Here is a 23,228-nt window from a genome sequence, read left to right on the forward strand (position 1 = left end):
CCGGAAGTCGCTGCGAAACTCTTCGGCCGTCCCGGTGCGTAAAGGGTACCGACGACCGAAGACGCCCCGAAACTCGAGTGGAGACCCATGGCAGACACGCAGAACAAATCGTTTCCGGCGAGCGCCGCGACGCGCATTCCCTTCGCGCTCGCGCTTTCGGCGGTGGCAGGCTGCGCCGATTCCATCGGCTTCCTCGAATTCTCGCAGCTGTTCATGTCGTTCATGAGCGGCAACACCACGCGATTGGGCGTCTCGGTGAGCAAGTTCGACTGGGAGAGCACCTCGCGGGTCGCCTCCGTCATCGTCGTATTCTGCTTTGGTGCCTTCGCCGGTACGCTGATCGCCGCCTGGGTCGGCCGCTGGCGTCTGTCGGTCCTTCTCCTGCTGCAGGCGGTGCTGCTGACCATCGGCATCATCATCCCGCACGGGACCTTCGCGGTGCCGCTCCACGCCTATCCGATCGTCATCGCGCTGGGCCTCCAGAACGCGACGCTGCAGGACGAAGGCGGCCGCAGCCTGGCGCTGACCTACGTCACCGGCGCTGTGGTGCGGTTCGGAACCGGGCTCGCCAACCTGCTGCTCGGCACGGTGGCGCCGTCGTTCTGGATCCAGGCGCCGCTCTGGGCCGCGCTCACCACAGGGGCCATCACCGGCGGCGTCCTCCAAACCTATTACGGCGAGGATGCGTTTCTATTCCCGGCCGCGCTGGCCGGGCTGCTCGCCATGGTCGCCCTCGTGCTGACGATCCTGAAGCCCGGCAGCGCCTACGTCAGCGGCGAAGTCGAATCGCACCCGCCCGACGGGGCCTCGGCGGCCAAAATCTGACGCGGCCTCAGTCGCCCGCACCGCCGTCGCCGCGCAGGCGCTTGGTGGCCCCGCGCTTCGACTTGTCGTCGAGACGGCGCTTCTTCGAGGCCAGCGTCGGCCGGGTCGCACGGCGCGGCGTCGGTGGCACGGCGGCTTCGGCCACCATTTCGGCCAACCGTTCGCGCGCATCGGCCCGGTTCCGGTCCTGCGTGCGGAAGCGCTGAGCGCTGATGACGATGATGCCGTCCTGCGTCAGTCGCCGTCCGGCGAGCCGCATCAGCCGCACCGCCACCGCGTTGGGCAAGGCGGCCGAGCGGCGGGCGTCGAAGCGCAGCTGCACGGCAGTGGAGAGCTTGTTGACGTTCTGGCCGCCCGGACCGGAGGCGCGCACGAAGGTTTCGTCGAGCTCTCCCTCGTCGATGGCGATGTTGGGCGTGCAATACAGGGCCACGGACACCATCTCCGCTGGACGCGTCAGGCGGCTTCTGACGGCGCCCGCGCCTTCAGCGCGAGTGCATGCAGACCGCGTTTGAACGCCGGATCGAGGGCGGCGTTGACGATGCGGTGACGCTCCACCCGGCTCTTGCCCTCGAAGGCAGCCGCGACCACGTCGAGGCGGAAATGGGTCTCGCCTTCGGGACGCGCGCCGGAATGGCCGGCATGCAGGTGGGATTCGTCAACCACGTCGAGACGGGCCGGCGCCAGTTGCGCCTGCAGGGTCTCGGTGATCCAATCCTTCAGGGTTACGGTCTCGGTCATCGGGGCAATCTCCTCACACTTCGTGTCGGGGCTTCGTAGATTTCGGTCGTCCCAGGACGGAGGCCGCCCGGCCGCACCCGTCAACCCCCGATGTCCGCATGCGGCATCAGGCCCGCCGCCCTTGTGTCTCCGGCACGCCCTCTCATAATCGCACCATCATGGATCTCAACTCGCCCCTGTTCGACAGCATCCGCATCAAGCCGTCCTGCGACGAGCCGAAGAAGGCTGCTGCCCAGACCTGCGAGACCCCCGGCTGCAAGAATGCCGGGCTGTACCGCGCGCCCAAGGGTCGGAAGGCCGAGGGGCAGTATTGGCGCTTCTGCATGGACCATGTCCGCGCCTACAACGCGACCTACAACTACTTCGACGGCATGAACGACGCCGCCGTGCAGGCCTTCCAGAAGGACGCCATCATCGGCCATCGCCCGACCTGGGCGATGGGCGTGAACCCGGCCACCGCCTCGGGCAAGCCCAAGACCGATCCCAAGCGCGACTGGGCCTATGTCGATCCGCTCGACATCCTGCGGGCGGAGGGTGTCGGTGAGACCGCACGGCGCAAGGCCGCGCCCGAGCCGCGCCGCCCGAGGCATTCGGCGACGACGCTCAAGGCCCTCGACGTGCTCGGTCTCGACGAGAATGCCGATCCGGCCGCGATCAAGGCTCAGTACAAGGTGCTGGTGAAGCGCTTCCATCCCGACGCCAATGGCGGCGACCGCTCGTTCGAGGAGCGGCTGCGCGACATCATCAAGGCCCATGACGCCCTGCGGGCCGCCGGCTTGTGCTGACCAGGGGTTCCTGTCTCGGGGCCTGCGGCACGAACCATGCAAAGTTTCCGGCGCGTGGCTGCTCCGCAAAGGCGGAAAACGGCGGACGCGGCCCTATATCCCGCGTAGCTACCCCTTGGCGTCCCCCGACGCCGCCGTTTAGATGATCGACGCCCGCGGCTCGCGAACGCATCCGCACGACGCTCATTGCCTGATACATCCCGCGTGTTCCGAGCCACCGCGCCGGCACCCGCCCCGACGAGGTCCCGTATGCTTTCTGACGTCACGCCCTCCTCGCTGCCCGACAAGACCGTCTCGGTTCGCGAGGCCTTCGGCATCGACCTCGATCTCATGGTTCCGGCCTTCTCGGCCACCGACGAGCATGTGCCGGATCTCGACCGGGACTACATCTTCGACCGGGAGACGACGTTGGCGATCCTGGCCGGCTTTGCCCGCAATCGCCGCGTCATGGTCACGGGCTACCACGGCACCGGCAAATCGACCCATATCGAGCAGGTCGCCGCGCGCCTGAACTGGCCCTGCATCCGGATCAACCTCGACAGCCACGTCTCGCGCATCGATCTCGTCGGCAAGGACGCGATCGTGCTGCAGGACGGCAAGCAGGTGACGGCGTTCCAGGACGGCATCCTGCCGTGGGCGCTGCAGAACAACGTCGCGCTGGTCTTCGACGAGTACGATGCCGGCCGCCCAGACGTGATGTTCGTGATCCAGCGCGTGCTGGAACTCTCGGGCCGCCTGACGCTCCTCGACCAGAAGCGGGTCATCCGCCCGCACCCCGCCTTCCGGCTGTTCGCCACCGCCAACACCGTGGGCCTCGGCGACACGTCGGGCCTCTATCACGGCACGCAGCAGATCAATCAGGGCCAGATGGATCGCTGGTCCATCGTCACGACGCTGAACTACCTGGCTCACGACCGCGAGGTCGACATCGTGCTGTCGAAGGCGACGCACTACCAGCATGACGGCGGGCGCGACACCGTCAACCGCATGGTGCGCGTGGCCGATCTCACCCGGAACGCCTTCATGAACGGCGACCTATCCACCGTCATGAGCCCGCGCACGGTGATCACCTGGGCGGAGAACGCCGACATCTTCCAGGATATCGGCTTCGCCTTCCGGGTGACCTTCCTCAACAAGTGCGATGAACTCGAGCGCGCCCTGGTGGCGGAATTCTACCAGCGCGCCTTCGGCAAGGACCTGCCGGAAAGCGCGTCCAATGTGGCGCTGAGCTAGAGGGTTTAGCGGAGGACGCGATGGCGCATCTTGTTCCGAAAGGTGACCTGCCCTCGAATGCGACCACGTCCGCCAATCGTACGCGGTACGAGGACGATCTCTACGGTTGGGTCGAGGAACAGGTTGCGCTTCTGCGCGATGGCGCCATCGAGTCGCTCGACCTCACCAACATCGCCGAGGAACTGAGCGACGTGGGAGCGGAGCAATACAACAAGCTCGAAAGCGCTCTCGAAATCCTACTCATGCACATGCTGAAGTGGGACCATCAGCCCGAGCGGCGCAGCCAAAGCTGGGAACTAACAATCGTCGAGCACCGCAAACGCATCGAGAAGACACTTCGAAAAAACCCGGCGTTGCGGGCTCGGATCGGCGAGGCGGTTGCCGATGGGTTCGACCTTGGACGGATCAAGGCCGCACGTGAAATGCGCTGCGATCTCGCGAGCTTGCCTGAGAACTACCCCTATGACTGGACGGCGATCACCGGGCGCAGCTTCAAGCTCAGCGACATCTCCACCGAATCGGGAAGCTCGCAGTAGATTATGACGATCTCTAATCGCAAAGCCGGCGACCGCCGCGAGCCCATCGCCGAACCGCTCAAGCGGTCGGTGGCCGGGTGCCTGCGCGCCATCGCCAAGCGTTCCGAAATCGAGGTGGTCTATGCCAGCGACCGGCCTGCGCTCACCGGTGACAAGGCGCGCCTGCCCGAGCCGCCGCGCAAGCTGACGCCGGGCGACGTCGCGATCCTGCGCGGCAATGCCGATTCCATGGCGCTGCGGTTGGGCTGCCATGACGTCGCCGTCCATCGCCGTCTCGCCCCGGAGAATGCCGGCGCCCGCGCGGTGTTCGACGCCGTCGAGCAGGCCCGCGTCGAGGCCATCGGCGCCCGTCGGATGCCCGGCGTGGCCAACAACCTCTCGGCGATGCTGGAGGACCGCTATCACCGCGGTGGAAAATACGAAGAGATCACCGACCGGGCCGACGCCCCGATGGAGGATGCCGTCGCGTTGATGGTGCGCGAGCGCCTCACCGGCCAGGCGCCTCCCGAAGCCGCCAAGAAGATCGTCGAGCTGTGGCGCTCGCATATCGAGGATCGTGCCGGCAAGAACCTCGACGGCCTGATCGGCGCGCTCGAGAATCAGCGGGCCTTCGCGCGCTCGGTTCGCGAGCTCCTCACCTCCCTCGACATGGCCGACGAGACGCCGTTCGATCCGGAGGATGACGACAACGACGAGGACGACAACGAGGCGCAGGACGACGAGCAGACCCCGAGCGAGGGCGATGCCGAGGAGCAGTCGCAGGGCGACCGCTCCGAGATGGAGGTCTCGGAGGAGGCCTCCGACGATCTGCAGGAAGGCGCGACGGAATCCGCCGACGCGCCCTCGGGAGAGTTGCCGGAAGAGGCCGAGAATGCCGAATCGGAGGAAGCCTCCGAAGCATGGCGGCCGCCTTCGTCGCGGGGCAACGAGGCGCGCGGCCCTGAGTACAAGGTCTTCAATCCGCGCTTCGACGAGGTGATCCACGCCGAGGAATTGTGCGACGCCGAGGAGCTCGCGCGACTGCGCAGCTACCTCGACAAGCAGCTCGCCCATCTCCAGGGCGTGGTTGGGCGTCTGGCCAACCGGTTGCAGCGCAGGCTCCTGGCGCAGCAGAACCGGGCATGGGACTTCGACCTCGAAGAAGGTCAGCTCGACCCCGCCCGCCTGGTGCGGGTGGTTACCGACCCGTTCCAGCCGCTCTCCTTCAAGCAGGAGAAGGACACGAACTTTCGCGACACGGTGGTGACGCTACTGCTGGACAATTCGGGCTCCATGCGCGGGCGCCCGATCACGGTGGCGGCGACCTGCGCCGACATCCTGGCCCGTACGCTGGAGCGTTGCGGGGTCAAGGTCGAGATTCTCGGCTTCACCACGCGGGCCTGGAAGGGCGGACAGTCACGGGAAGCGTGGCTGACAGCGGGCAAGCCGACTGCGCCCGGCCGCCTCAACGATCTGCGCCACATCGTCTACAAATCCGCGGATGCGCCCTGGCGCCGGGCGCGCAAGAACCTCGGGCTGATGATGCGCGAGGGGTTGCTCAAGGAGAACATCGACGGCGAGGCCCTTGACTGGGCACACAAGCGCATCCTCGCCCGCCCCGAGCAGCGCAAGATCATGATGGTGATCTCGGACGGCGCCCCCGTCGACGATTCGACCCTCTCGGTCAATCCCGGCAACTATCTCGAACGTCACCTGCGCTGGATGATCGAGGAGATCGAGACCAGGTCACCAGTAGAGCTTCTGGCCATCGGCATCGGCCACGACGTGACCCGGTATTATCGACGCGCCGTGACCATCATCGATGCCGAGGAACTCGGTGGGGCGATGACCGAGAAGCTGGCCGAATTGTTCGAGGAAGATGCGAGAGGTGCATCCCCCAGAATGCCGGCGCGGGCCGGAGGGCGGCGGTAAAGGACCGACTTGCGCCCGTGCCGATCACCTCACTACGAGGTGCTCGGGTGGACGCGGGCGGTTGTCTCGCCGAGCAGCGTCCATTCCAGGCGCTTGAGCATGCGGCCGAACACCTCGGGATCGTCGAGGGCACGTGCCAGGACCAGCCCGCCCTGGATCGCCAGCACCGTGTCCTCGGCAAGGTCGAAGGCCTTTGTGTCGTGCCCGCAACGCCGGAGCGCCTGGGTTAGGGCATCCCGCCACTGCGCGAAGTAACCGGCAATCCGGTCGCCGAAGAGGTCGCGCTCATCGCACAGGGCGAAGGCTCCGACGAGGCAGACGCGACGCCCCGAGCGGAAGTAGCCATCGGTCTCGGCGAGCATCTGCCTAATCGCGGCGCGTGGATCGGGGGTGTCCCGGAGGGAGGCGTAGATCCGGCCCTCGAACCATGCGCCGATCTCGTCCAGGACGGCCTGCGCCATCTCGACCTTTCCGCCGGGGAAGGCGTGATAGAGGCTGCCCTTGCCGAGCCCGGTACGGGTCCCGATCAAAGCGAGGCTCGCCCCCGCATAGCCATGCGCGCGAAACACCTCGGCCAGCACCGGGATTGCCGCATCCCGGGCGGACGGTCTCGCCACCGGACCTAAAGGCCGAGGTCGGACAGACTCGGATGAGCATCGGGGCGCGGACCTGTGCGGTCCCAATGGAACTTGCGCTCGACCGCATCGATCGCGAGGTCGTTGATGCTGGCATGGCGCACCTGCATCAGTCCGTTCGCGTCGAATTCCCAATTCTCGTTGCCATAGGCGCGAAACCAGTCACCTGCATCGTCGTGGAATTCGTAGGCGAATCGCACAGCGATGCGATTCCCGGTGAAGGTCCACAATTCCTTGATCAGCCGATACTCGTGCTCACGCGCCCACTTGACCTGCAGGAAATCGACGATGGCCGGGCGGCCCGAAAAGAAGACGTTGCGATTCCGCCAGCGGCTATCGACCGTGTAGGCGAGCGACACCTTCTCGGGATTGCAGCCGTTCCATCCATTCTCGGCGGCGCGCACCTTCTGGGCTGCGGTCTCTGCGGTGAAGGGCGGAAGTGGCGGGCGCGCTTCGGACAGGGGAGCGTCGGACATGGCGAATTCCTCCACGCGCCAACGATCGAGGGCGCTGTACCGATCGGTACAGACATCGTCGGAGCCGGTCAATGATCGAGAACACCACGATCGAAACACGAAAAGCCGTCGCCCGCATTCACGCGGACGACGGCTCGAATTCGTGGATACTGGAGCAGACCGGCTCGGTGAGAGCCGTCGGTCGCTCAGGCGGCGACGGGCGTCTCGACTTCGGCGAGCTTCTTGTGAAGCTCCCGCTTGATCAAACGGGCCGTCTGCGACAGCTCGATCTCGCGCGCCTTGATCAGGAAGGCGTCGAGGCCGCCACGGTGCTCCACCGAGCGCAGGGCATGGGCAGTGACGCGCAGGCGCACACGACGCTTGAGAGCGTCCGACTGCAGGGTGACCTGGCACAGGTTCGGCAGGAACCGGCACTTGGTCTTGCGGTTCGAGTGGCTCACGAGGTGGCCGGTCTGCACGGCTTTGCCCGTGAGTTCGCAACGGCGCGACATTGTTTTAATTCCCGTCTCGTTCCGCAGGTCCGACAGGGCGTTGACGGGACACCGGTCGCTTGCGCGACGGGCCTCTCGCACGCCAAGCCCGGTGGAGCGGCGTTCTCATTGAAGGCGCGAGCCTATAGGGGAGAGGCGCCCTTGCCGTCAAGGCTTCGGCCGATCTTTCATGGGCTCCGGCCTGCGGTCGGACCCGTTCCCAACGATGTGTTAACCATGGACTGGGACGATACCGGACACATCCTCCGGCGTCGTCATGCCGGCCGCAATCGCGAACACCCGAGCTTTCAGCCATGTGCGCCAAGCGCCTTCTCCGCGCCAGCCTCCTCACCCTCGCGGCGGCCGCACTTGCCGGCCCCCAGGCGATCGCGCGCCCGAAGGCCGCGGCCCCGGCCAACGTCACGGTGGAGTATGGGATCGCCCTCGCCGGCATTCCGATCGGCACCGCGCAGGTCTCGGGCGCGTTCGAGAGCACGCACTATCGTATGGACGTGTCGGCCCGCCTCACCGGCCTCGTCGGCGCAGTGACGGGGGGCATGGGCTCGGCCCGCGCCAGCGGATTGATCGCCACCGGGCCGCAGCCGAACACCTTCGCCATCGCCACCAAGACCTCGAACTCGGGCATCGCCGTGCGCATGGCGCTGGCACGCGGCAACGTCACCCAGGCCGAGATCACCCCGCCGCTGATCGACATGGGCGATCGGGTTCCGATTACCGCGGCCAACAAGCGCGGCGTCATCGATCCGGCGAGCGCCCTGATGATGCCGGCCGTGAGCCGCGGCGAATTGCTCGACCCCGCGAATTGCAACCGAACCCTGCCGGTGTTCGACGGGGCGACCCGGTTCGACGTGACACTGAGTTACGGCGAGACCCGCACCGTGGAGAAGCCGGGCTATGCCGGCCCCGTCCTCGTCTGCAATGCGCGCTACCAGGCCATCGCCGGCCATCGCCCCGACCGGCCCGGCGTGAAGTTCATGGAGGACAACCGCGACATGTCGGTGTGGCTCGCCCCTGTCGAGGGCACCCGCGTGTTGCTGCCGATCCGCATTTCGGTGCGCACCACGGTCGGCACCAACATCATCGAGGCGACCCGCTGGACGCGCAGCGGCGGAGCTGTCGGCACCACCACAGCGCAGGCGGCCCCCACAGAGGCTCCGCACGGCGGAGCGATGGCCAGCCTGAACGGCGCGCGGTAGGCTCGATCATGCTCCGCCGTCTCGTCATCCTCGCGGGTCTTGTCGCCGCAGCCCCGGCGGCCGGTGCCCCTCTGAGTAGCGATACCGCAGGATGCGGTGGCGACGCCTATTCCTCGGCACAGGTGGTGGAGGGGCGCCCGGCCCGGCGCGGTCCGATCACCGCCATGCCCGACACCCTGTGCGCCGATCTCTCCGCCCCGCGCGGATCGACGCAGATCGAGATCTACGGCCTGCCCGCGAGCGGATATGGCGGCGACGGCATTGGCGCGGATGGGGGGAGCGCCCCATATGGGGGTCAGCCCCCACGTCGCCCACGCCGGGGCGACTGACTTTCGGGCCTCCTCCCGCGCGTTCGTCTCGCACGCCCATCGCCGGCCTCTTTCGCCGAAGGGACCGCCCCTCGCCCATGCTCCGCCCCACCCTCCCCCCGCAGGCCCGCGCACGCGGTGTCACAGCGGTGCTCGGGCCGACCAATACCGGCAAGACCCACCTCGCCATCGAGCGGATGCTCGCCCACCCCACCGGAATGATCGGCCTGCCGCTGCGGCTTCTCGCCCGCGAGGTCTATCTCCGGGTGGTCGAAAGGGTCGGCGTCGACAAGGTCGCCCTGGTGACCGGCGAGGAGAAGATCAAACCGGACCGGCCGCGCTACTGGATCTCGACCATCGAGGCGATGCCGCGCGATCTCGACGTGGCCTACGTCGCCATCGACGAGATTCAGCTCGCCGCCGACATGGACCGGGGCCACGTCTTCACCGACCGTCTGCTGCACCAGCGCGGGCGCGACGAGACCCTGTTGATCGGCTCCTCGACCATGCTGCCGCTGGTCCAGTCGCTGATCCCGGGTGTGCACACCACCACGCGGCCGCGCCTGTCGAAACTCACTTACGCCGGCGAGAAAAAGCTCGGCCGCCTGCCGCGACGCACCGCCATCGTCGCGTTCTCGGCAGAGGAGGTCTACGCCATTGCCGAGCTGATTCGGCGCCAGCGCGGTGGTGCCGCCGTTGTGCTCGGCGCGCTCTCGCCGCGCACCCGCAACGCCCAGGTGGAACTCTATCAATCCGGCGATGTCGATTATCTCATCGCCACCGATGCGGTCGGCATGGGCCTCAACCTCGACGTCGATCACGTCGCCTTTGCGGCGAACTGGAAGTACGACGGCACACGCTTCCGCAAGCTCACGCCCCCCGAGATGGGCCAGATCGCCGGACGCGCCGGGCGCCACCTCTCCGACGGCACCTTCGGATCGACCGGGCGCTGCGCGCCCTTCGATCCCGAGATGATCGAGGCATTGGAGAACCACGATTTCGAGCCCCTGCGGGTGCTGCAATGGCGCAATCCGGACCTCGAATTCTCATCTCTGAAGGCGCTTCAGGCGAGCCTCGACGAACATCCCCGCGAAAAGGGGCTGACCCGCGCGCCGATGGGCGAGGATCAGGCGGCTCTCGAAATCCTGATGCGCGAAGACGACATCTGCGCGATGGCTTCGAGCCCCGCCAATGTGCGTCGATTGTGGGACGTGTGCGGGGTGCCGGACTATCGCAAGGTCCATCCCCAGACCCATGCCGACCTCGTCGCCCAGCTGTTCCGCTTCCTCATGCGGGGCATGGCCGGGCGCATCCCCAACGATTGGTTCGCCAAGCACGTGGCGATGATCGACCGCACCGACGGCGACATCGAAGCGCTGTCCCAGCGCATCGCGCAGGGGCGAACCTGGACCTTCGTGGCCAACCGGCCGGATTGGCTCATCGATCCGGTGCATTGGCAGGGCGAGACGCGTCGGGTAGAGGACAGGCTGTCCGACGCCCTGCACGAACGCCTGGCAAGTCGTTTCGTCGATCGGCGCACCAGCGTCCTGATGCGGCGCCTGAGAGAGAATACGATGTTGGAAGCTGAGATCACCGCCGGCGGGGACGTCACCGTCGAGGGCCAGCATGTCGGCCATCTGCATGGCTTCCAGTTCGTGCCGGACCCCGGCGCGGAAGGACATGAGGCCAAGACCCTGCGCAGCGCGGCCGAAAAGGCGCTCGGCGGCGAGATCGAGGCCCGCGCGGAGCGGTTCTCGGCAGCGGCCGATGCGTCCCTCGTGCTGAGCCATGACGGCATCATCCGCTGGACGGGTGATCCGGTGGCCAAGCTGACCCCGGGCGACAAGCTGTTCGAGCCGCATGTGCGCCTGCTCGCCGACGAGCAGCTGACGGGCCCCGCCCGTGACAAGGTCGAGGCACGCCTCGTCGCCTGGCTCAAGGCCCATGTGGTGCGCCTCCTCGGCCCGCTGATGGAGATCGAGACGGCGGCCGATCTCACCGGCCTCGCCAAGGGCATCGGATACCAGGTGGTCGAGTCCCTCGGCGTGCTGGAGCGCGCCAAGGTGATGCACGAGATGCGCACCCTCGATCAGGACGGTCGCGGCGCGTTGCGGCGCCACGGCGTACGCTTCGGCGCCTATCATATCTTCCTGCCGGCCCTGCTGAAGCCGGCACCGCGTACGCTGGCGGCCCAACTCTGGGCCCTCAAGAACGGCGGCCTCGACCAGCGCGGCCTCGACGAAATCGCCCATCTGGCGAGTTCCGGCCGCACCTCGATCAAGGTCGACCCCGAGATCGCAAAGGGCCTCTATCGCGCGGCGGGCTTCCGGGTCTGCGGTGAACGGGCGGTGCGGGTCGACATCCTCGAGCGTCTCGCCGACCTGATCCGCCCGGCTATCGCCTATCGCCCCGGCACGACGCCGGGCGACGCCCCGGTGGGCTCGGCCGATGGCGATGCCTTCGTCGCCACCGTGGGGATGACGTCACTCGTCGGCTGTTCGGGCGAGGATTTCGGCTCGATCCTGAAATCCCTCGGCTACGCCGCCGAGACCCGTCCCGGCCCGGCCATCACCGTGCCGCTGCTGCCGGCCGCATCGACGCAGCCCGTCCAGGCACCCAGCGCGGATACGGCGCCATCGGGCGAGCTAGACGCGGTGGTGTCCGATGCCTCCGGCACCGATGATGCGCCGGCCATGACCGCCGACGCTGCGAGCGATGCCCAGCCCGAGCCGGCAGAGGATGCCGCCGCTGTCGACGCTCCGGCCGAAGACGCGGCCGAGACCGCCACCGACGAGGCGGTCGACGCCCCCGTCGTCAAAGCCTCGCCTGCGGACGCATCGCCTGCTGAACACCCCGAAGCCGAAACCGTTTCCGAACACGTGACTGCCGCACCGGCAGCCGATGACGTTGCCGACGCGGCCGAGCAGCCGGCCGAAACCGCGGCCACCGCCGATGACGCGGATGCGCCGGTGGACGGCACCACGTCCGAAGAGGCAGCGTCCGAGGAGGCTGGCACCGAGGCTCCGGCGACGGACGTCGTCACGGTTGAAGTCTGGCGGCTCCAGCGGCAGCAGCGCAGCGCCAATCCCCGCCAGAATCGTCCGCGCAGTGCCGGTCGCGACGGAGCCCCGGCCGGCAATCGGGCACCTGGGGAAGGTCGCCCCGATCAGCGTCGCCAGGGCAACGCTGCCAGTCCCGAAGGCCAGGGTCGCCCGCGTGGCGCTCCGGGCGAACGTCCGGAAGGCGGCCGCCGCGAGGGGGCACGTCCCGAGAACGGCCGCCCGCAACGCCGCGAGCGCTTCGAGCCCGGACGGACCCGGCCGGACCGTCGCGACGAGCCGCGCGCAGCACCGCGCGACGAGCCGCGTCCGCAGCGGCGCGAGCGCGCTCCGGACCCGGATTCGCCTTTCGCCAAGCTCGCCGCTCTCAAGGCGCAGCTCGAGGCGGGCGACGGCGGCAAGCGCTGAACGCGCCGTGACGCGATGAAGCCGGGGCGTCAGCGTCTCGACAAATGGCTCTGGTTCGCGCGGTTCGCGCGGACCCGCTCTCTCGCCGCCCGCCTGGTGGCGGAGGGTTATGTTCGGGTGAACGGCCGGCGGGCGGACGCGGCGGCGACGGCGATCGGCATCGGCGACGTGGTCACGGTGGCGGCCGCCCATACCACCGCGATCCTGCGGGTGCTCGATCTCGGCGAACGACGCGGTGCGGCGCCGGAGGCGCAGCGGCTCTACGCGTCCCTCGGGGGCACCGATGGCGCCGCATCCGACTGATCCGCCGCGTGTCCCACATACGACACTGGCGGCGCTGCCGCAGGGACGGCCGGGTGCTTGCGCTTGTCAGCCCTTCGGACAGGGTCTAGAGCCAGCCCCATCAAGCGGAGCGGGCATGACACCCGCACGAGCGAAGCGTTAACGGATCCATGCACCGCATCGAGCCCAGACGGAATCGACATTCCGTTCGAACGCTCCCGGGCCACCGGATCGAGGACTGAAGGCTCCATGACCTACGTCGTCACCGACAATTGCATCAAGTGCAAGTACATGGACTGCGTCGAGGTATGTCCGGTGGACTGCTTCTACGAGGGCGAGAACATGCTCGTGATCCATCCCGACGAGTGCATCGATTGCGGCGTGTGCGAGCCGGAATGCCCCGCCGAGGCGATCAAGCCCGACACCGAGCCGAGCCTCGAGACCTGGCTGAAGGTGAATGCCGACTACGCCAAGAGCTGGCCGAACATCACCCAGAAGAAGGACGCTCCGTCGGACGCCAAGGATTGGGACGGTGTCGCCGGCAAATTCGAGGCGCATTTCTCGGCGGCTCCCGGAACCGGGGACTGATCTACGGCCAAGGCCGGCGGCCCATCGAAACCGGGCCGTCTCTTCACCGCGACCGCTGGTCCCGCTCGCGGAGCGGGATCCGGCGACGGCGGCCGCGAAATCCGTGCAGAACGAAGAACCCGCTTCCGCGGACGCGTGAGGCTACGCCGGCAATCCTTTGATTCGGCGGCCGGTTTGTGGTATGACCGATGTCTGCCGTCGTTCGTGCTCGACGTGCTGCCTCCGCCATCACCAGATGGGTCTCAAGCTCAATTGAGAGAATGGGGTCGCATGCGATCGATCGCTGGAGGCGTTTTCTCGCTTTCCGCGGTCGCATCGTCGTGGCGCGAACCGTCGGGGAGCCTGGGAACCGTTGGGAAGCGCGGCATACGCGCTCATCCCGTTCGGACAAGGGGCTGAAACCGGGTGACCCGCCCCGGAGTACACGGTTCGGCGCGGCGATCAATACCGCGCGATGTTCTGGAGGCGCTTCTCGCATGACCACAGCCAAGAAGACGACGGCAACGGGCCGGCAAGGCTTCAAGACCGGCGAAGCGGTCGTGTATCCGGCGCATGGTGTCGGTCGCATCACGGCGATCGAGGAGCAGGAGATCGCCGGCTACAAGCTCGAGCTGTTCGTCGTGTCATTCGAGAAGGACAAGATGGTCCTCCGCGTGCCCACGGCCAAGGCCAACAGCGTCGGCATGCGCAAGCTCGCCGAGCCGGAACTCGTCAAGAAGGCCCTCGATCTGCTCACCGGCCGCGCTCGCATCAAGCGCACGATGTGGTCGCGTCGCGCTCAGGAATACGAGGCCAAGATCAATTCCGGCGATCTCCTCTCGGTGACCGAGGTGGTTCGCGACCTGTTCCGGTCGGAAGCGCAGCCGGAGCAGTCCTACAGCGAGCGTCAGCTCTACGAGTCGGCCCTCGACCGAGTGGTTCGCGAGATCTCGTCGGTGAACAGGATCACCGAGACCGAGGCACTCAAGCTGATCGAGCAGAGCCTCGCCAAGTCGCCGCGCCGCGCCAAGGGCGAGGCCGAAGGCGAAGCCGAGAGCGAGGATCTGCAGGAAGAGGCTGCCTGAGCGCAGCGTCCTCAGGTTTAAGAGATACGAAGCCCGGCGCACCAGCGTCGGGCTTTTTTGATTCCAGGCTCGATTTCGCCCGTCACCGCGCCGTCATCCGCACCGGCCATTCATCATGTCGCAATGCGGGAACCATCGCTGCGACGGCTCCGTTGTCGGTTGCCAGGCAAGGGCGTGATTGACCGAAGGCATTCGGCACGACGGGCTCTGCAGCAGAAGCATACGTGTTAACGAGGCGGAGGCGGGGATGGCAGACATCGCAGGGATACGGCGCCAGTTCATACGCACGGCGATGGAGGCGCCTTTCCTAGCGCGCGACGAGGAACGCGGTCTTGCCGTCCGTTGGAAGGATCAACGTGACGAACGCGCTCTTCATGGTCTCATCTCGGCCCATATGCGCCTCGTGATCGCCATTGCGGGTCGCTTCCGGCACTACGGCCTGCCGATGGCCGATCTGATCCAAGAGGGCCATGTCGGGTTGATGGAAGCCGCGGCGCGGTTCGAACCGGAGCGGGAAGTCCGTTTCTCGACCTATGCCACGTGGTGGATTCGCGCGTCGATCCAAGACTACATCCTGCGGAACTGGTCGATCGTCCGCGGTGGCACGAGCTCCGCGCAGAAGGCTTTGTTCTTCAATCTGCGCCGGCTGCGCGCCCGGCTGATGCAATCCACCGAAGAGCATGTGGGCGACGAGATTCATCGCCGGATCGCCACGGCCATCGGCGTCTCGCAGCAGGACGTCGCGCTGATGGATGCGCGCTTGTCGGGACCCGACATGTCGCTCAACGCCCCGGTGGGTGAAGAGAGCGAAACATCGTCCGAGCGGATGGACTTTCTTGTCGACGGGGCCGCTCTGCCCGACGAGACTGTCTCCGCGCAGGTCGACGGCGAGCGGCGGCTCACTTGGCTCAATGAGGCACTAACCGTTTTGTCGGAACGCGAACTGCGCATTCTCAAGGAGCGGCGCCTCGCCGAGGATCAAGCGACCTTGGAGGCGCTCGGTCATCGTCTCGGGATTTCCAAGGAGCGCGTGCGGCAGATCGAGAATCGCGCCCTCGAGAAGCTTCGTCGGGCGCTCGCGGAACGCTTCCCCCAGACCGCCGGAAACGTCTACGCCTGATCGATCGAAAGCCGGCGATCGACGTGAAAGTCGTCAGTTTCAGCGGGCGCTACCGCTGAAACTGGGTCGACGCATACCCTATCCGGCCCGTAATCCCCGCGACTTTCGTCGGCGAAAAAACTCCCTTAGGGTTAGCGTTCACGAATTTGTGGGTGGGCGGTTTTTATGATCCAGGGCGTTCCGCGACGATCGATCACCGTTCTGGGCGTCCTGGTAATCGCCGTTTTGCCGACCGTTCTGATCATCGCCGTTCGGCACAGCCTGTCGTGGTACGCGGGCGTGGCGCTGTTCTACGGAATCCTGGCCGTTGCGGAAATCGGCTACCTCTGCATCCTGGTCGCCATTATGCGGCGGGATGGAGAGCGCTCTTTGGCCGCCGTGTCGTAATCCGCGCAAGTCGCTGCAGTATCCAACTCGGTAGGTACAGGCTTCAGGCGGCGGCTGTTTCGAACTGGACCTTCAGGCTGAAGCGTGGCGGTTGTTCAGCCTTGTTGACACGCGTTTGCGGTCTACAAACACTCAGCGTTTGATTGGCTAAGACGCATAATGGCGGAGGCTAAGCCACAGGGCTGCGCAATATGGCCGATGGCCGAACCGAGTTGGCCGGATCGTGCGGCCGTGTGGAACATCGATCTCGCACCTTGCTCAGCTTGGCTCGCTTTCTGTGCCGACCTCCTGTCACCGGACGAGACTGCGCGGGCCGACCGGTTTCTGCGGGCGGAGGACCGGGATCGTTTCACCGGGAGCCACGCCGCCTTGAGGGTCATCCTCGGCGGGGCGCTGCGAGCCCCCCCTGAATCACTCGTCTTCACCACCGGAGCCGCTGGAAAGCCTCAGATCAGCGGTGAGTTTACGGGGCGTCTGAACTTCAACCTGTCGCATTCCGGAAGCCTCGCCCTGGTCGGTCTCGCGGCTGTTCCCATCGGGGTCGACATCGAAGTGATACGGCCTCTCCGAGACCATCTCGCGATCGCGCAGAGCCACTTCCACCCCATCGAGATCGAGGCGATCGAGGCGCTCCCACCAAACCAGAGGCAAGCCGCTTTCTACGCCTGTTGGACCCGTAAGGAGGCTTTCGTGAAGGCCGTCGGGATGGGTCTATCGATGCCGCTCAACGGTTTTGCGGTCTCGATCCCTCCCGCGCCTGCTTCCCTTCTGACCTGCGCGACAGGCGGCCTCAGTCACACAGAATGGGCGTTGCACCATCTCGAACCCGCGGATGGCATTGTCGGTGCCGTGGCGATTGCGGGCGCGAACACCGTCTGCGACGCGTTTCGGCTCGCCCCCGATTGGCTGGACCGCCTCGCGACGTGAGGCTTTGGACGCTGGAAGGTGTCTCGGCGAAATCAGTGAGTCGGCATGCCGCCTGCGCGACGACGCTCCGCGAGGGGACGTTTCATGCCGCCTTCGAAGCCGCGCTCTCGCGCTCCGGCCGTATGGCGGCGTCCTTGCCCTGGGCGGCCATGCTGCGTAACGCGGCCACCATCTCGTCTGTCTGAGCGTCGAGTTCGTCTTGGCTGATCCCGTCTTCGCTGGGTCGGCGCGAGATATGGATCGCCGCCAACAGGGCGCAGAGGCTGCCGCCGATCGGAGCCGACAGGAACGCGGGGATGAGGCCGGTGGGCGCCATCACCGAAACCGTGGCGATCCCTCCGCCGATCGCGGCAAACATCAGTGCGAACATCGGCACGACCCTCGTTGCTACGACCGGACCGGATGCGCGGTCCGATGGGCCGAAGGTGGTTGAGGGTGATGAGCATCCGGTTAATTCCGGCATGTGCAATGTCAGGGTTCCGCGGTGGCGACACCCGATCCCGATTTTTTATGAAGGCTGCGAGGCGCGGATGGTCGAGACGAGCGAGCGGGACGCCTCGAAGGCCGAGGTTGTGGTGATTGGAGGGGGCATGGTCGGGCTCGCCTCGGCCATCGCGCTCAGGGAACGCGGACTCGATGTGGTGCTGTGCGATCCGGGCGATGCCCGGGCGCGGACCTCCTTCGGCAATGCCGGCATCATCAGCCGTGGCTCGATCTTTCCCATGGCCGGCCCGGCCCTGTGGGGAAAGCTTCCGACGTACCTGCGCAATGCGGACCGGGCCTTGCGCCTACGCCACGGCCACGTCCTGCACGTGCTGCCCTGGACCGCGCATTTCCTCGCTGCCGCCCGCGCATCGGCGTGGCGACGGGCCGCCTCCGCCCTGCTGCCGCTCACCGGCGCGGCCTATGCCGAGCACGAGCGTCTCGCCCACTGGGCCGGGGCGTCGCACCTGCTGCACCGCACCGGCTGGATCAAGCTCTACCGCACCGAGGCCGCCTTTGCGGGGTCCGCCCTTGAGCGCGAGATCCTGGCCGGACACGGAGTTGCCCTCGACATCCTCGATGGAGCAGCCCTGCGCGACCTGGAGCCGGCCCTGATCCGACCCTATGCCCGCGCCATGGTGCTGCCGGAGACCGGAGCCGTCAGCGATCCGGGCGGTCTCGTCGAGGCCTATGAAGCCCTGTTCAGCGGCCTCGGCGGCCGGATCGTCAGAGCAGCAATCACCGGCCTGGCACCCGGCGATGCAGGCTGGACCGTCCGCCACGACGGCGGCGCGGTCCGGGCCCGGACCGTGGTGCTCGCGGCCGGCGCCGCCTCGGCGGAGATCGCGCGCCCGCTCGGGTACCGCTTCGCGTTCGCGGCCGAGCGCGGCTACCACCGTCACTACGCCCTTCATCCCGACTCGCCGCCGCTGACGCGGCCGGTGCTCGATACCGGGGCGGGCTCCATCATCGCGCCGATGGGCGAGGGCCGGGTCCGGGTGCTCTCGGGCGTTGAACTCAACGCGCGCGACGCAAAGCCCGACTTCCGCCAGATCGAGGCCGCGTCCGAAGAAGCCGCCAGGACGCTGCGGCTGGGCGGCCCCCTCGACAACCAACCCTGGATGGGGGCCCGCCCCTCGACGCCGGACGGCATGCCGGTGATCGGACGGGCCCCACGGCATCCGGGGCTGATCTTCGCCTTCGGGCACGGGCATATCGGCTTGTCCACCGGGCCGATCACCGGGCGCCTCGTCGCCGACCTCGTCACCAATGCGGTGCCCTCCGTACCGTTGGCGCCATTCGCGCCGGAGCGCCTCCTGCGCTGGCCGCGCTTGCGCGTGAGCCAGCCCTGATTCGAAGCGTGGCCGTGGATTGACGGCGCCCCTCTCACTCGCCATGTCGGTCCGAGCGGGTCCGCGCGGGGCGTCCGTCACGAATTCACTGGCGCCGCAGGAGATCGGATCGCGATGCGCCTGAGCGTGCGCCTCGACGGGCGCAACATCCGCCTGTGGCACCTTCGGTTGCTCGCGGCGGCTGCGGCTTTACCCAGGTTCGTCGTCACGGCCGATCCCGCTCCGGGAGCGGACGGTTTGCCCGACAATGCCGCCCTCCTGTTCCGGCTCGAAGCCCTCATCGCGGGCCTGCCCCGCGACGGTGTCTCCGCACCTGCTGCCCCCAATTCTCTCGCTGCCTATGTCGGCCGGCCGGCCGAGCCGCCGGAGGTGATCCTCGACCTGTGCGGCGACGCGCAGGCGGGGCCGGCAACGCGGGTCTGGCATCTGGCCTTCGATGGCGTCGGCGGCGAAAGCGCCCTGTTCGCATCACTGCTCGCCGGGCGCCTGCCCATCGTCACCCTGCACGACGGCGCGCGCCTGCTCGCCGCGGGCCGTCTCGGCACCGAGCGGCGCGGCATGGTGCTGACCTCGTTCGAAGACGCGCTCGTCCGGACCACGAGCCTGATCCTGTCGGTACTCGCCGGCGGCGCCCCGATGCTGGAGCCCGGCACGATCGCCGGCATCGCCGCGCCGCCACCCGTCATCCTGTCCCGAACGACGCTCGGCGCACGGGCCCTGAAGCTCACAGCGCGCGCGGTGGCCCGGCGACTCTACCGTCTGTGCTATCGCGCCCCGCACTGGCGGGTGGGCTGGCGCCACCTCGACGGGCCGGACCTTCTGGCGCTGCGAGCCCATCCGGAATCCGGCTGGCACGTTCTGCCCGATGACGGCCTGCGCTTCTACGCCGACCCGTTTCCCATCGTGCACGCGGGCCGCACGGTGCTGTTCGTCGAGGATTATGCGCACGCGCTCGGCAAGGGCATCATCTCGGCCGTCGCCTTCGGACCCGATGGCCCCCTCGGCACCCCGATCCCCGTCCTGGAAGAGGCACATCACCTCTCCTATCCCTTCGTGTTCGCCCACGACGGCGCGCACTGGATGATCCCCGAGAGCGGCGATCACGGCACCGTCGACCTCTACCGCGCCACGGCGTTCCCCGGGGGCTGGGTCAAGGAGGCGACGCTCCTCTCGGGCCTCACTGCGAGCGACGCGACCCTGGTGGAGCATGGCGGGTGCTGGTGGATGTTCGCCACCGTGCGGGCTTTCGCGCCCGGCGCCCCTCCGCGCGCGGCGTTGGGATCGTATTCCGACGGCCTCCATCTCTGGTCGGCCCTCGACTTTCGCGGACCCTGGATTCCACACCCCGGCAACCCGGTTCTCGTCGACATCGCCGCGTCCCGTCCCGCCGGCCGCATCGTGGCGCAGGACGGGGTGCTGATCCGCCCGACGCAGGATTGCCGCCTCGGCTACGGCGAAGCGCTGTCGCTCGCCCGGATCGACCGCCTCGACACGGAGGGGTATTGCCAGACCGTGGAGACCACCCTGCGGGCCGGGCCGCTTTTTCCCGGCCACCACTTGCACACCCTGAACCGGACGGCCGCCTTCGAATTCATCGACGGTTCCGGACGCTTGCCGCGTCTCGGAATGTTGCGAAGTGGCGCGAAGCGGTAGATCGGCCTCGTTCGGCCGATGTTGGACATCGGACGCTTGGTACCCGTGGTCCCGTCGAGTCGCAGCGCCTTCGGTGTCCGAGCGATGGCCTGGGCAAACAGGTTCAATTCCAAATCGGATCAGTTGCGCTATCCTGCCGCTCACGCACTGGGCAGAACCGCCTGCCTGGCATAAACGGAGCGAGCCCGCCCATGTTCGACGAATACGGCTTTCCACGCGGCGCTGAGTTGGACGAAGCCGCGCTGCCAGCGCTTTATCATTTCGTCTATTGCAGCCGTGCCGCCGACGGCGTCGACGACGCCGAGGTCGGCCGCATCGTCGAGTCGGCCCAACGCCACAATCTTGCGCGCGGCATCACCGGGGTGCTGGTCTTCGGCAGCGGCGTCTTTTTCCAGTGGATCGAAGGACCGGCCGCCGAGATCCAGAAGCTGATCGCGAGCCTGCATGGCGATTCGCGCCATTACGATATCGTCTCGCTAAGCCAGAGCGAGGAGAAGCGCGAGCGCCTCTATCCGAACTGGGACATGGAGAAGGTCGAAGCCGAGGACATCCGCCTGGTGCTTCAGGACGCGCTCGAAAGCGCCGATGACAAGAACAACGTCGCGGCACTGACGCGGATTCTCGAGCAACTCGATTCGGGGCCGCTCGGTTCGCTTGGGCGAAGCTGATCGGGCCAGCACCGGGTAGCCCCAAGCCGATCCGCCATTGGCGTCCTGGCGAAATGATCACTCCACCTGCAAGTCGCCACAACGCGTTTGCGCGAGGCGAGTTGCGGAAAGTAGCGGGTACGCGGATTGCTCATCGTCGCCGGAGCGACCGCCGGTGTCCACACCTAGGATATGGGCGGCTCATGTGCTGCTTCCTGTCGGGATCATCAATCCCCGCCAGCGCTTCGGCCGCTATCCGCGTCGTTGGCTTTGAATGGGGTGCTCGCGGCGGGCGTACCGATGGATCGTTGTGATGATCCGGTCCGGAATACGACAACGCGAGAGGTAGCGGTGTCGCCAAAAGCGGACGTACTGAGGGGCATTTTTACCGCCGATTTTCAGGCCGATCTTGCAGCAATTTGTCCGCCGAGGGTGGGTCGGGATCGGACCTAAGCCGCAGGTCCGATCCGTCAGATTTTGGCAACTCGAAATATTATTCGCAGTTTCGTACCATGTAATACGCTTGCAGTTTCGTCGCGTTAGCCTCACTGCCCGAATACATAATGCATTGATGTCTTTAGCCGTCATACGCGTGAGCCTTCGCGATCCTCCGTAGTTGCTGTTCGACTGGCCTTCGCGCCTGGGCCAACTCCGAACTCACGGAGATTTTAGTCCCCGGCCGGGAACCAACGCGCGACGACAAAGCTTTGCGCTGCGCTGGATATGGCTTGGCCGTAAGCCGCGCCCATTGTCATCCGCACTCCGTTCAAAACGTCTGGAAAGGCTCACCATGTCAGAGCCACACGTGACCGGCGACGACGTCGTGCGGACGCCGTCTGCCCGCTCATTGCGTGGCCTCGATGCCCTCAACTTCTTTCTCGCGGACGTGCGTGACGGTTTGGGCCCCTATCTGGCGATCTACCTGATCGCCGTGCGCGGCCCCGACCAGGGCTGGAACGAGGCGACCACCGGCCTGGTGATGACCATCGCGGGCATCGCCGGACTCATCGCTCAGACGCCGGCGGGCGCGCTCATCGACCGGACGAGCAGCAAGCGCGCCATCGTCATCGCCGGCGCCATCGCGGTGACGGTGAGCTGCCTGATCCTGCCCTTCATCTCGAATTTCTACCTCGTGGCCGCGACCCAATCCGTGGCCGGTATCGCCGGGGCGATCTTCCCGCCGGCCCTGGCGGCGATCACTCTCGGCGTGGTCGGACCCAAGCTGTTCTCCAAGCGCATCGGCCGCAACGAAGGCTTCAATCACGCCGGTAACGCGACCTCGGCGGCCATCGCCGGGGGCACCGCCTATTTCTTCGGGCCGATCGTGGTGTTCTGGCTGATGGCGGTGCTGGCGGCGCTCAGCATCGGCGCGATGCTGATGGTGCCTGCGGACGCCATCGACGACGATCTCGCCCGCGGCCTCGATCAGACGCAGGTCCAGGCCAAGGAGGCGGGCGAGGACGAGCCGTCCGGCCTCTCGATCCTGTTCAAGAACAAGTATCTGATGCTGTTTGCGGTGCTGGCGGCTCTGTTCCACCTGTCGAACGCGGCGATGCTCACCTCCGTCGGGCAGTTGCTGACCAAGCTCTCGGGCAAGGACAACGCCACCTCTCTGATCGCGATCTGCATCGTCGCCGCCCAGTTCGTGATGGTCCCGGTGGCGGTCTTCGTCGGCGCCAAGGCCGACGCCATCGGGCGCAAGCCGATGTTCCTGGCGGCGTTCGGCGTCCTGGCGATCCGCGGCGTGCTCTACACGGTTTCGGACATCCCGTTCTACCTCGTCGGCGTGCAACTCCTCGACGGCATCGGCGCCGGCATCTACGGCGCGCTGTTTCCCATCGTGGTCGCGGACCTGACGCGGGGCACCGGCCGGTTCAATGTCTCGCAGGGCGCGGTCGCCACCGCGCAGAGCCTCGGCGCCGCGCTCAGCGCCACCCTGGCCGGCGTCATCATCGTCTCCGCCGGGTATTCCACCGCCTTCCTGGTACTGGCCGGAATCGCCGCCTTGGGCTTCGCCCTCTATCTGTTCGCGATGCCCGAGACCTACGGCTACGAGCCGGAGCGGACCGGATCGGCCGGCGGCAGTCGGGACTCCGTCACTCCCGTGGCGGCGTGAGCCGG

General features: G+C 67.1%; 24 protein-coding genes. 18 read left to right on the plus strand and 6 right to left on the minus strand.

Annotation, left to right across the window (positions count from 1 at the left end; genetic code table 11):
• The first annotated feature begins 87 nt into the window (after positions 1–87).
• Complete coding sequence (locus G3T14_RS09385) at positions 88–825, plus strand: YoaK family protein (RefSeq protein ID WP_163642016.1); 738 nt, start codon at positions 88–90, stop codon at positions 823–825.
• Between the two features lie 7 nt (positions 826–832).
• On the opposite strand, the gene arfB is transcribed toward G3T14_RS09385, so the two are convergent.
• Positions 833–1,267, minus strand: coding sequence for an alternative ribosome rescue aminoacyl-tRNA hydrolase ArfB (arfB, locus tag G3T14_RS09390; RefSeq protein WP_163642017.1), 435 nt, complete (start codon positions 1,265–1,267; stop codon positions 833–835).
• A 14-nt stretch (positions 1,268–1,281) separates the two neighbouring features.
• A complete protein-coding gene (locus tag G3T14_RS09395; RefSeq protein WP_163642018.1) occupies positions 1,282–1,566 on the minus strand; it encodes a BolA family protein in 285 nt (94 codons plus the stop codon).
• 158 nt (positions 1,567–1,724) lie between these two features.
• On the opposite strand from G3T14_RS09395, the gene G3T14_RS09400 reads away from it, so the two are divergent.
• The 4 genes from G3T14_RS09400 (at position 1,725) to cobT (ending at position 6,031) form a co-directional block, all read left to right on the plus strand.
• Positions 1,725–2,351: a DnaJ domain-containing protein gene (locus G3T14_RS09400; protein WP_163642019.1), complete on the plus strand. Its 627-nt coding sequence runs from the start codon at positions 1,725–1,727 to the stop codon at positions 2,349–2,351.
• A 249-nt stretch (positions 2,352–2,600) separates the two neighbouring features.
• Complete coding sequence (gene cobS / locus G3T14_RS09405; protein ID WP_163642020.1) at positions 2,601–3,584, plus strand: cobaltochelatase subunit CobS; 984 nt, start codon at positions 2,601–2,603, stop codon at positions 3,582–3,584.
• Positions 3,585–3,604: 20 nt separating this feature from the next.
• Positions 3,605–4,120 (plus strand): DUF29 domain-containing protein, encoded by a 516-nt coding sequence (locus tag G3T14_RS09410; RefSeq protein ID WP_163642021.1) that lies wholly within the window; start codon positions 3,605–3,607, stop codon positions 4,118–4,120.
• 3 nt (positions 4,121–4,123) lie between these two features.
• Entirely contained in the window at positions 4,124–6,031 is a 1,908-nt protein-coding gene (gene cobT, locus G3T14_RS09415; protein ID WP_163642022.1) for a cobaltochelatase subunit CobT, read from the plus strand.
• A 32-nt stretch (positions 6,032–6,063) separates the two neighbouring features.
• Here cobT and G3T14_RS09420 read toward each other — a convergent pair whose 3' ends face one another.
• The 3 genes from G3T14_RS09420 to rpmB form a co-directional block, all read right to left on the minus strand.
• Positions 6,064–6,648 carry a TetR/AcrR family transcriptional regulator gene (locus G3T14_RS09420; protein WP_163642023.1) on the minus strand — a complete coding sequence of 195 codons (585 nt, stop codon included), beginning with the start codon at positions 6,646–6,648 and terminating at the stop codon, positions 6,064–6,066.
• Positions 6,649–6,653: 5 nt separating this feature from the next.
• Positions 6,654–7,127, minus strand: coding sequence for a nuclear transport factor 2 family protein (locus G3T14_RS09425; protein ID WP_163642081.1), 474 nt, complete (start codon positions 7,125–7,127; stop codon positions 6,654–6,656).
• A 200-nt stretch (positions 7,128–7,327) separates the two neighbouring features.
• Complete coding sequence (gene rpmB / locus G3T14_RS09430) at positions 7,328–7,633, minus strand: 50S ribosomal protein L28 (protein WP_056087207.1); 306 nt, start codon at positions 7,631–7,633, stop codon at positions 7,328–7,330.
• A gap of 293 nt (positions 7,634–7,926) precedes the next feature.
• On the opposite strand from rpmB, the gene G3T14_RS09435 reads away from it, so the two are divergent.
• The 9 genes from G3T14_RS09435 (at position 7,927) to G3T14_RS09475 (ending at position 16,972) form a co-directional block, all read left to right on the plus strand.
• Positions 7,927–8,829 carry a DUF3108 domain-containing protein gene (locus G3T14_RS09435; protein ID WP_163642024.1) on the plus strand — a complete coding sequence of 301 codons (903 nt, stop codon included), beginning with the start codon at positions 7,927–7,929 and terminating at the stop codon, positions 8,827–8,829.
• Positions 8,830–8,837: 8 nt separating this feature from the next.
• Positions 8,838–9,158, plus strand: coding sequence for a hypothetical protein (locus G3T14_RS09440; RefSeq protein ID WP_163642025.1), 321 nt, complete (start codon positions 8,838–8,840; stop codon positions 9,156–9,158).
• 77 nt (positions 9,159–9,235) lie between these two features.
• The gene (locus G3T14_RS09445; protein WP_163642026.1) at positions 9,236–12,604 is read left to right on the plus strand and encodes a helicase-related protein; all 3,369 of its coding nucleotides are present in this window, start codon (positions 9,236–9,238) and stop codon (positions 12,602–12,604) included.
• A 15-nt stretch (positions 12,605–12,619) separates the two neighbouring features.
• The gene (locus G3T14_RS09450) at positions 12,620–12,907 is read left to right on the plus strand and encodes an RNA-binding S4 domain-containing protein (RefSeq protein ID WP_163642027.1); all 288 of its coding nucleotides are present in this window, start codon (positions 12,620–12,622) and stop codon (positions 12,905–12,907) included.
• 228 nt (positions 12,908–13,135) lie between these two features.
• Complete coding sequence (gene fdxA, locus G3T14_RS09455) at positions 13,136–13,474, plus strand: ferredoxin FdxA (protein ID WP_163642028.1); 339 nt, start codon at positions 13,136–13,138, stop codon at positions 13,472–13,474.
• A 476-nt stretch (positions 13,475–13,950) separates the two neighbouring features.
• On the plus strand, positions 13,951–14,538 hold the full coding sequence (locus G3T14_RS09460; protein WP_163642029.1) for a CarD family transcriptional regulator: 588 nt from the start codon (positions 13,951–13,953) through the stop codon (positions 14,536–14,538).
• Between the two features lie 247 nt (positions 14,539–14,785).
• Complete coding sequence (locus G3T14_RS09465; RefSeq protein WP_163642030.1) at positions 14,786–15,658, plus strand: RNA polymerase factor sigma-32; 873 nt, start codon at positions 14,786–14,788, stop codon at positions 15,656–15,658.
• A gap of 165 nt (positions 15,659–15,823) precedes the next feature.
• Complete coding sequence (locus G3T14_RS09470; RefSeq protein ID WP_163642031.1) at positions 15,824–16,045, plus strand: hypothetical protein; 222 nt, start codon at positions 15,824–15,826, stop codon at positions 16,043–16,045.
• 231 nt (positions 16,046–16,276) lie between these two features.
• Entirely contained in the window at positions 16,277–16,972 is a 696-nt protein-coding gene (locus G3T14_RS09475; RefSeq protein WP_348645246.1) for a 4'-phosphopantetheinyl transferase superfamily protein, read from the plus strand.
• A gap of 82 nt (positions 16,973–17,054) precedes the next feature.
• Here the strand turns inward: G3T14_RS09475 and G3T14_RS09480 are convergent, their stop codons facing one another.
• Positions 17,055–17,342 carry a hypothetical protein gene (locus G3T14_RS09480; protein ID WP_163642033.1) on the minus strand — a complete coding sequence of 96 codons (288 nt, stop codon included), beginning with the start codon at positions 17,340–17,342 and terminating at the stop codon, positions 17,055–17,057.
• Between the two features lie 160 nt (positions 17,343–17,502).
• On the opposite strand from G3T14_RS09480, the gene G3T14_RS09485 reads away from it, so the two are divergent.
• From G3T14_RS09485 to G3T14_RS09500, 4 genes are all read left to right on the plus strand, one after another.
• Entirely contained in the window at positions 17,503–18,807 is a 1,305-nt protein-coding gene (locus tag G3T14_RS09485; RefSeq protein ID WP_163642034.1) for an FAD-binding oxidoreductase, read from the plus strand.
• A 114-nt stretch (positions 18,808–18,921) separates the two neighbouring features.
• Positions 18,922–20,460, plus strand: coding sequence for a formyl transferase (locus tag G3T14_RS09490; RefSeq protein WP_163642035.1), 1,539 nt, complete (start codon positions 18,922–18,924; stop codon positions 20,458–20,460).
• Between the two features lie 191 nt (positions 20,461–20,651).
• The gene (locus tag G3T14_RS09495; RefSeq protein WP_163642036.1) at positions 20,652–21,128 is read left to right on the plus strand and encodes a BLUF domain-containing protein; all 477 of its coding nucleotides are present in this window, start codon (positions 20,652–20,654) and stop codon (positions 21,126–21,128) included.
• A gap of 769 nt (positions 21,129–21,897) precedes the next feature.
• Complete coding sequence (locus tag G3T14_RS09500; protein ID WP_163642037.1) at positions 21,898–23,223, plus strand: MFS transporter; 1,326 nt, start codon at positions 21,898–21,900, stop codon at positions 23,221–23,223.
• Positions 23,224–23,228: the final 5 nt, after the last annotated feature.

The organism is Methylobacterium sp. BTF04, assembly GCF_010692745.1.
Classification (GTDB): Bacteria; Pseudomonadota; Alphaproteobacteria; order Rhizobiales; family Beijerinckiaceae; genus Methylobacterium.

Coding starts and splice junctions, on each gene's coding strand:
- G3T14_RS09385 (WP_163642016.1), top strand. CDS start 88: ATGGCAGACACGCAGAACAAATCGTTTCCGGCGAGCGCCGCGACGCGC.
- arfB (WP_163642017.1), bottom strand. CDS start 1,267: ATGGTGTCCGTGGCCCTGTATTGCACGCCCAACATCGCCATCGACGAG.
- G3T14_RS09395 (WP_163642018.1), bottom strand. CDS start 1,566: ATGACCGAGACCGTAACCCTGAAGGATTGGATCACCGAGACCCTGCAG.
- G3T14_RS09400 (WP_163642019.1), top strand. CDS start 1,725: ATGGATCTCAACTCGCCCCTGTTCGACAGCATCCGCATCAAGCCGTCC.
- cobS (WP_163642020.1), top strand. CDS start 2,601: ATGCTTTCTGACGTCACGCCCTCCTCGCTGCCCGACAAGACCGTCTCG.
- G3T14_RS09410 (WP_163642021.1), top strand. CDS start 3,605: ATGGCGCATCTTGTTCCGAAAGGTGACCTGCCCTCGAATGCGACCACG.
- cobT (WP_163642022.1), top strand. CDS start 4,124: ATGACGATCTCTAATCGCAAAGCCGGCGACCGCCGCGAGCCCATCGCC.
- rpmB (WP_056087207.1), bottom strand. CDS start 7,633: ATGTCGCGCCGTTGCGAACTCACGGGCAAAGCCGTGCAGACCGGCCAC.
- G3T14_RS09435 (WP_163642024.1), top strand. CDS start 7,927: ATGTGCGCCAAGCGCCTTCTCCGCGCCAGCCTCCTCACCCTCGCGGCG.
- G3T14_RS09440 (WP_163642025.1), top strand. CDS start 8,838: ATGCTCCGCCGTCTCGTCATCCTCGCGGGTCTTGTCGCCGCAGCCCCG.
- G3T14_RS09445 (WP_163642026.1), top strand. CDS start 9,236: ATGCTCCGCCCCACCCTCCCCCCGCAGGCCCGCGCACGCGGTGTCACA.
- G3T14_RS09450 (WP_163642027.1), top strand. CDS start 12,620: ATGAAGCCGGGGCGTCAGCGTCTCGACAAATGGCTCTGGTTCGCGCGG.
- fdxA (WP_163642028.1), top strand. CDS start 13,136: ATGACCTACGTCGTCACCGACAATTGCATCAAGTGCAAGTACATGGAC.
- G3T14_RS09460 (WP_163642029.1), top strand. CDS start 13,951: ATGACCACAGCCAAGAAGACGACGGCAACGGGCCGGCAAGGCTTCAAG.
- G3T14_RS09465 (WP_163642030.1), top strand. CDS start 14,786: ATGGCAGACATCGCAGGGATACGGCGCCAGTTCATACGCACGGCGATG.
- G3T14_RS09470 (WP_163642031.1), top strand. CDS start 15,824: ATGATCCAGGGCGTTCCGCGACGATCGATCACCGTTCTGGGCGTCCTG.
- G3T14_RS09480 (WP_163642033.1), bottom strand. CDS start 17,342: ATGTTCGCACTGATGTTTGCCGCGATCGGCGGAGGGATCGCCACGGTT.
- G3T14_RS09485 (WP_163642034.1), top strand. CDS start 17,503: ATGGTCGAGACGAGCGAGCGGGACGCCTCGAAGGCCGAGGTTGTGGTG.
- G3T14_RS09490 (WP_163642035.1), top strand. CDS start 18,922: ATGCGCCTGAGCGTGCGCCTCGACGGGCGCAACATCCGCCTGTGGCAC.
- G3T14_RS09495 (WP_163642036.1), top strand. CDS start 20,652: ATGTTCGACGAATACGGCTTTCCACGCGGCGCTGAGTTGGACGAAGCC.
- G3T14_RS09500 (WP_163642037.1), top strand. CDS start 21,898: ATGTCAGAGCCACACGTGACCGGCGACGACGTCGTGCGGACGCCGTCT.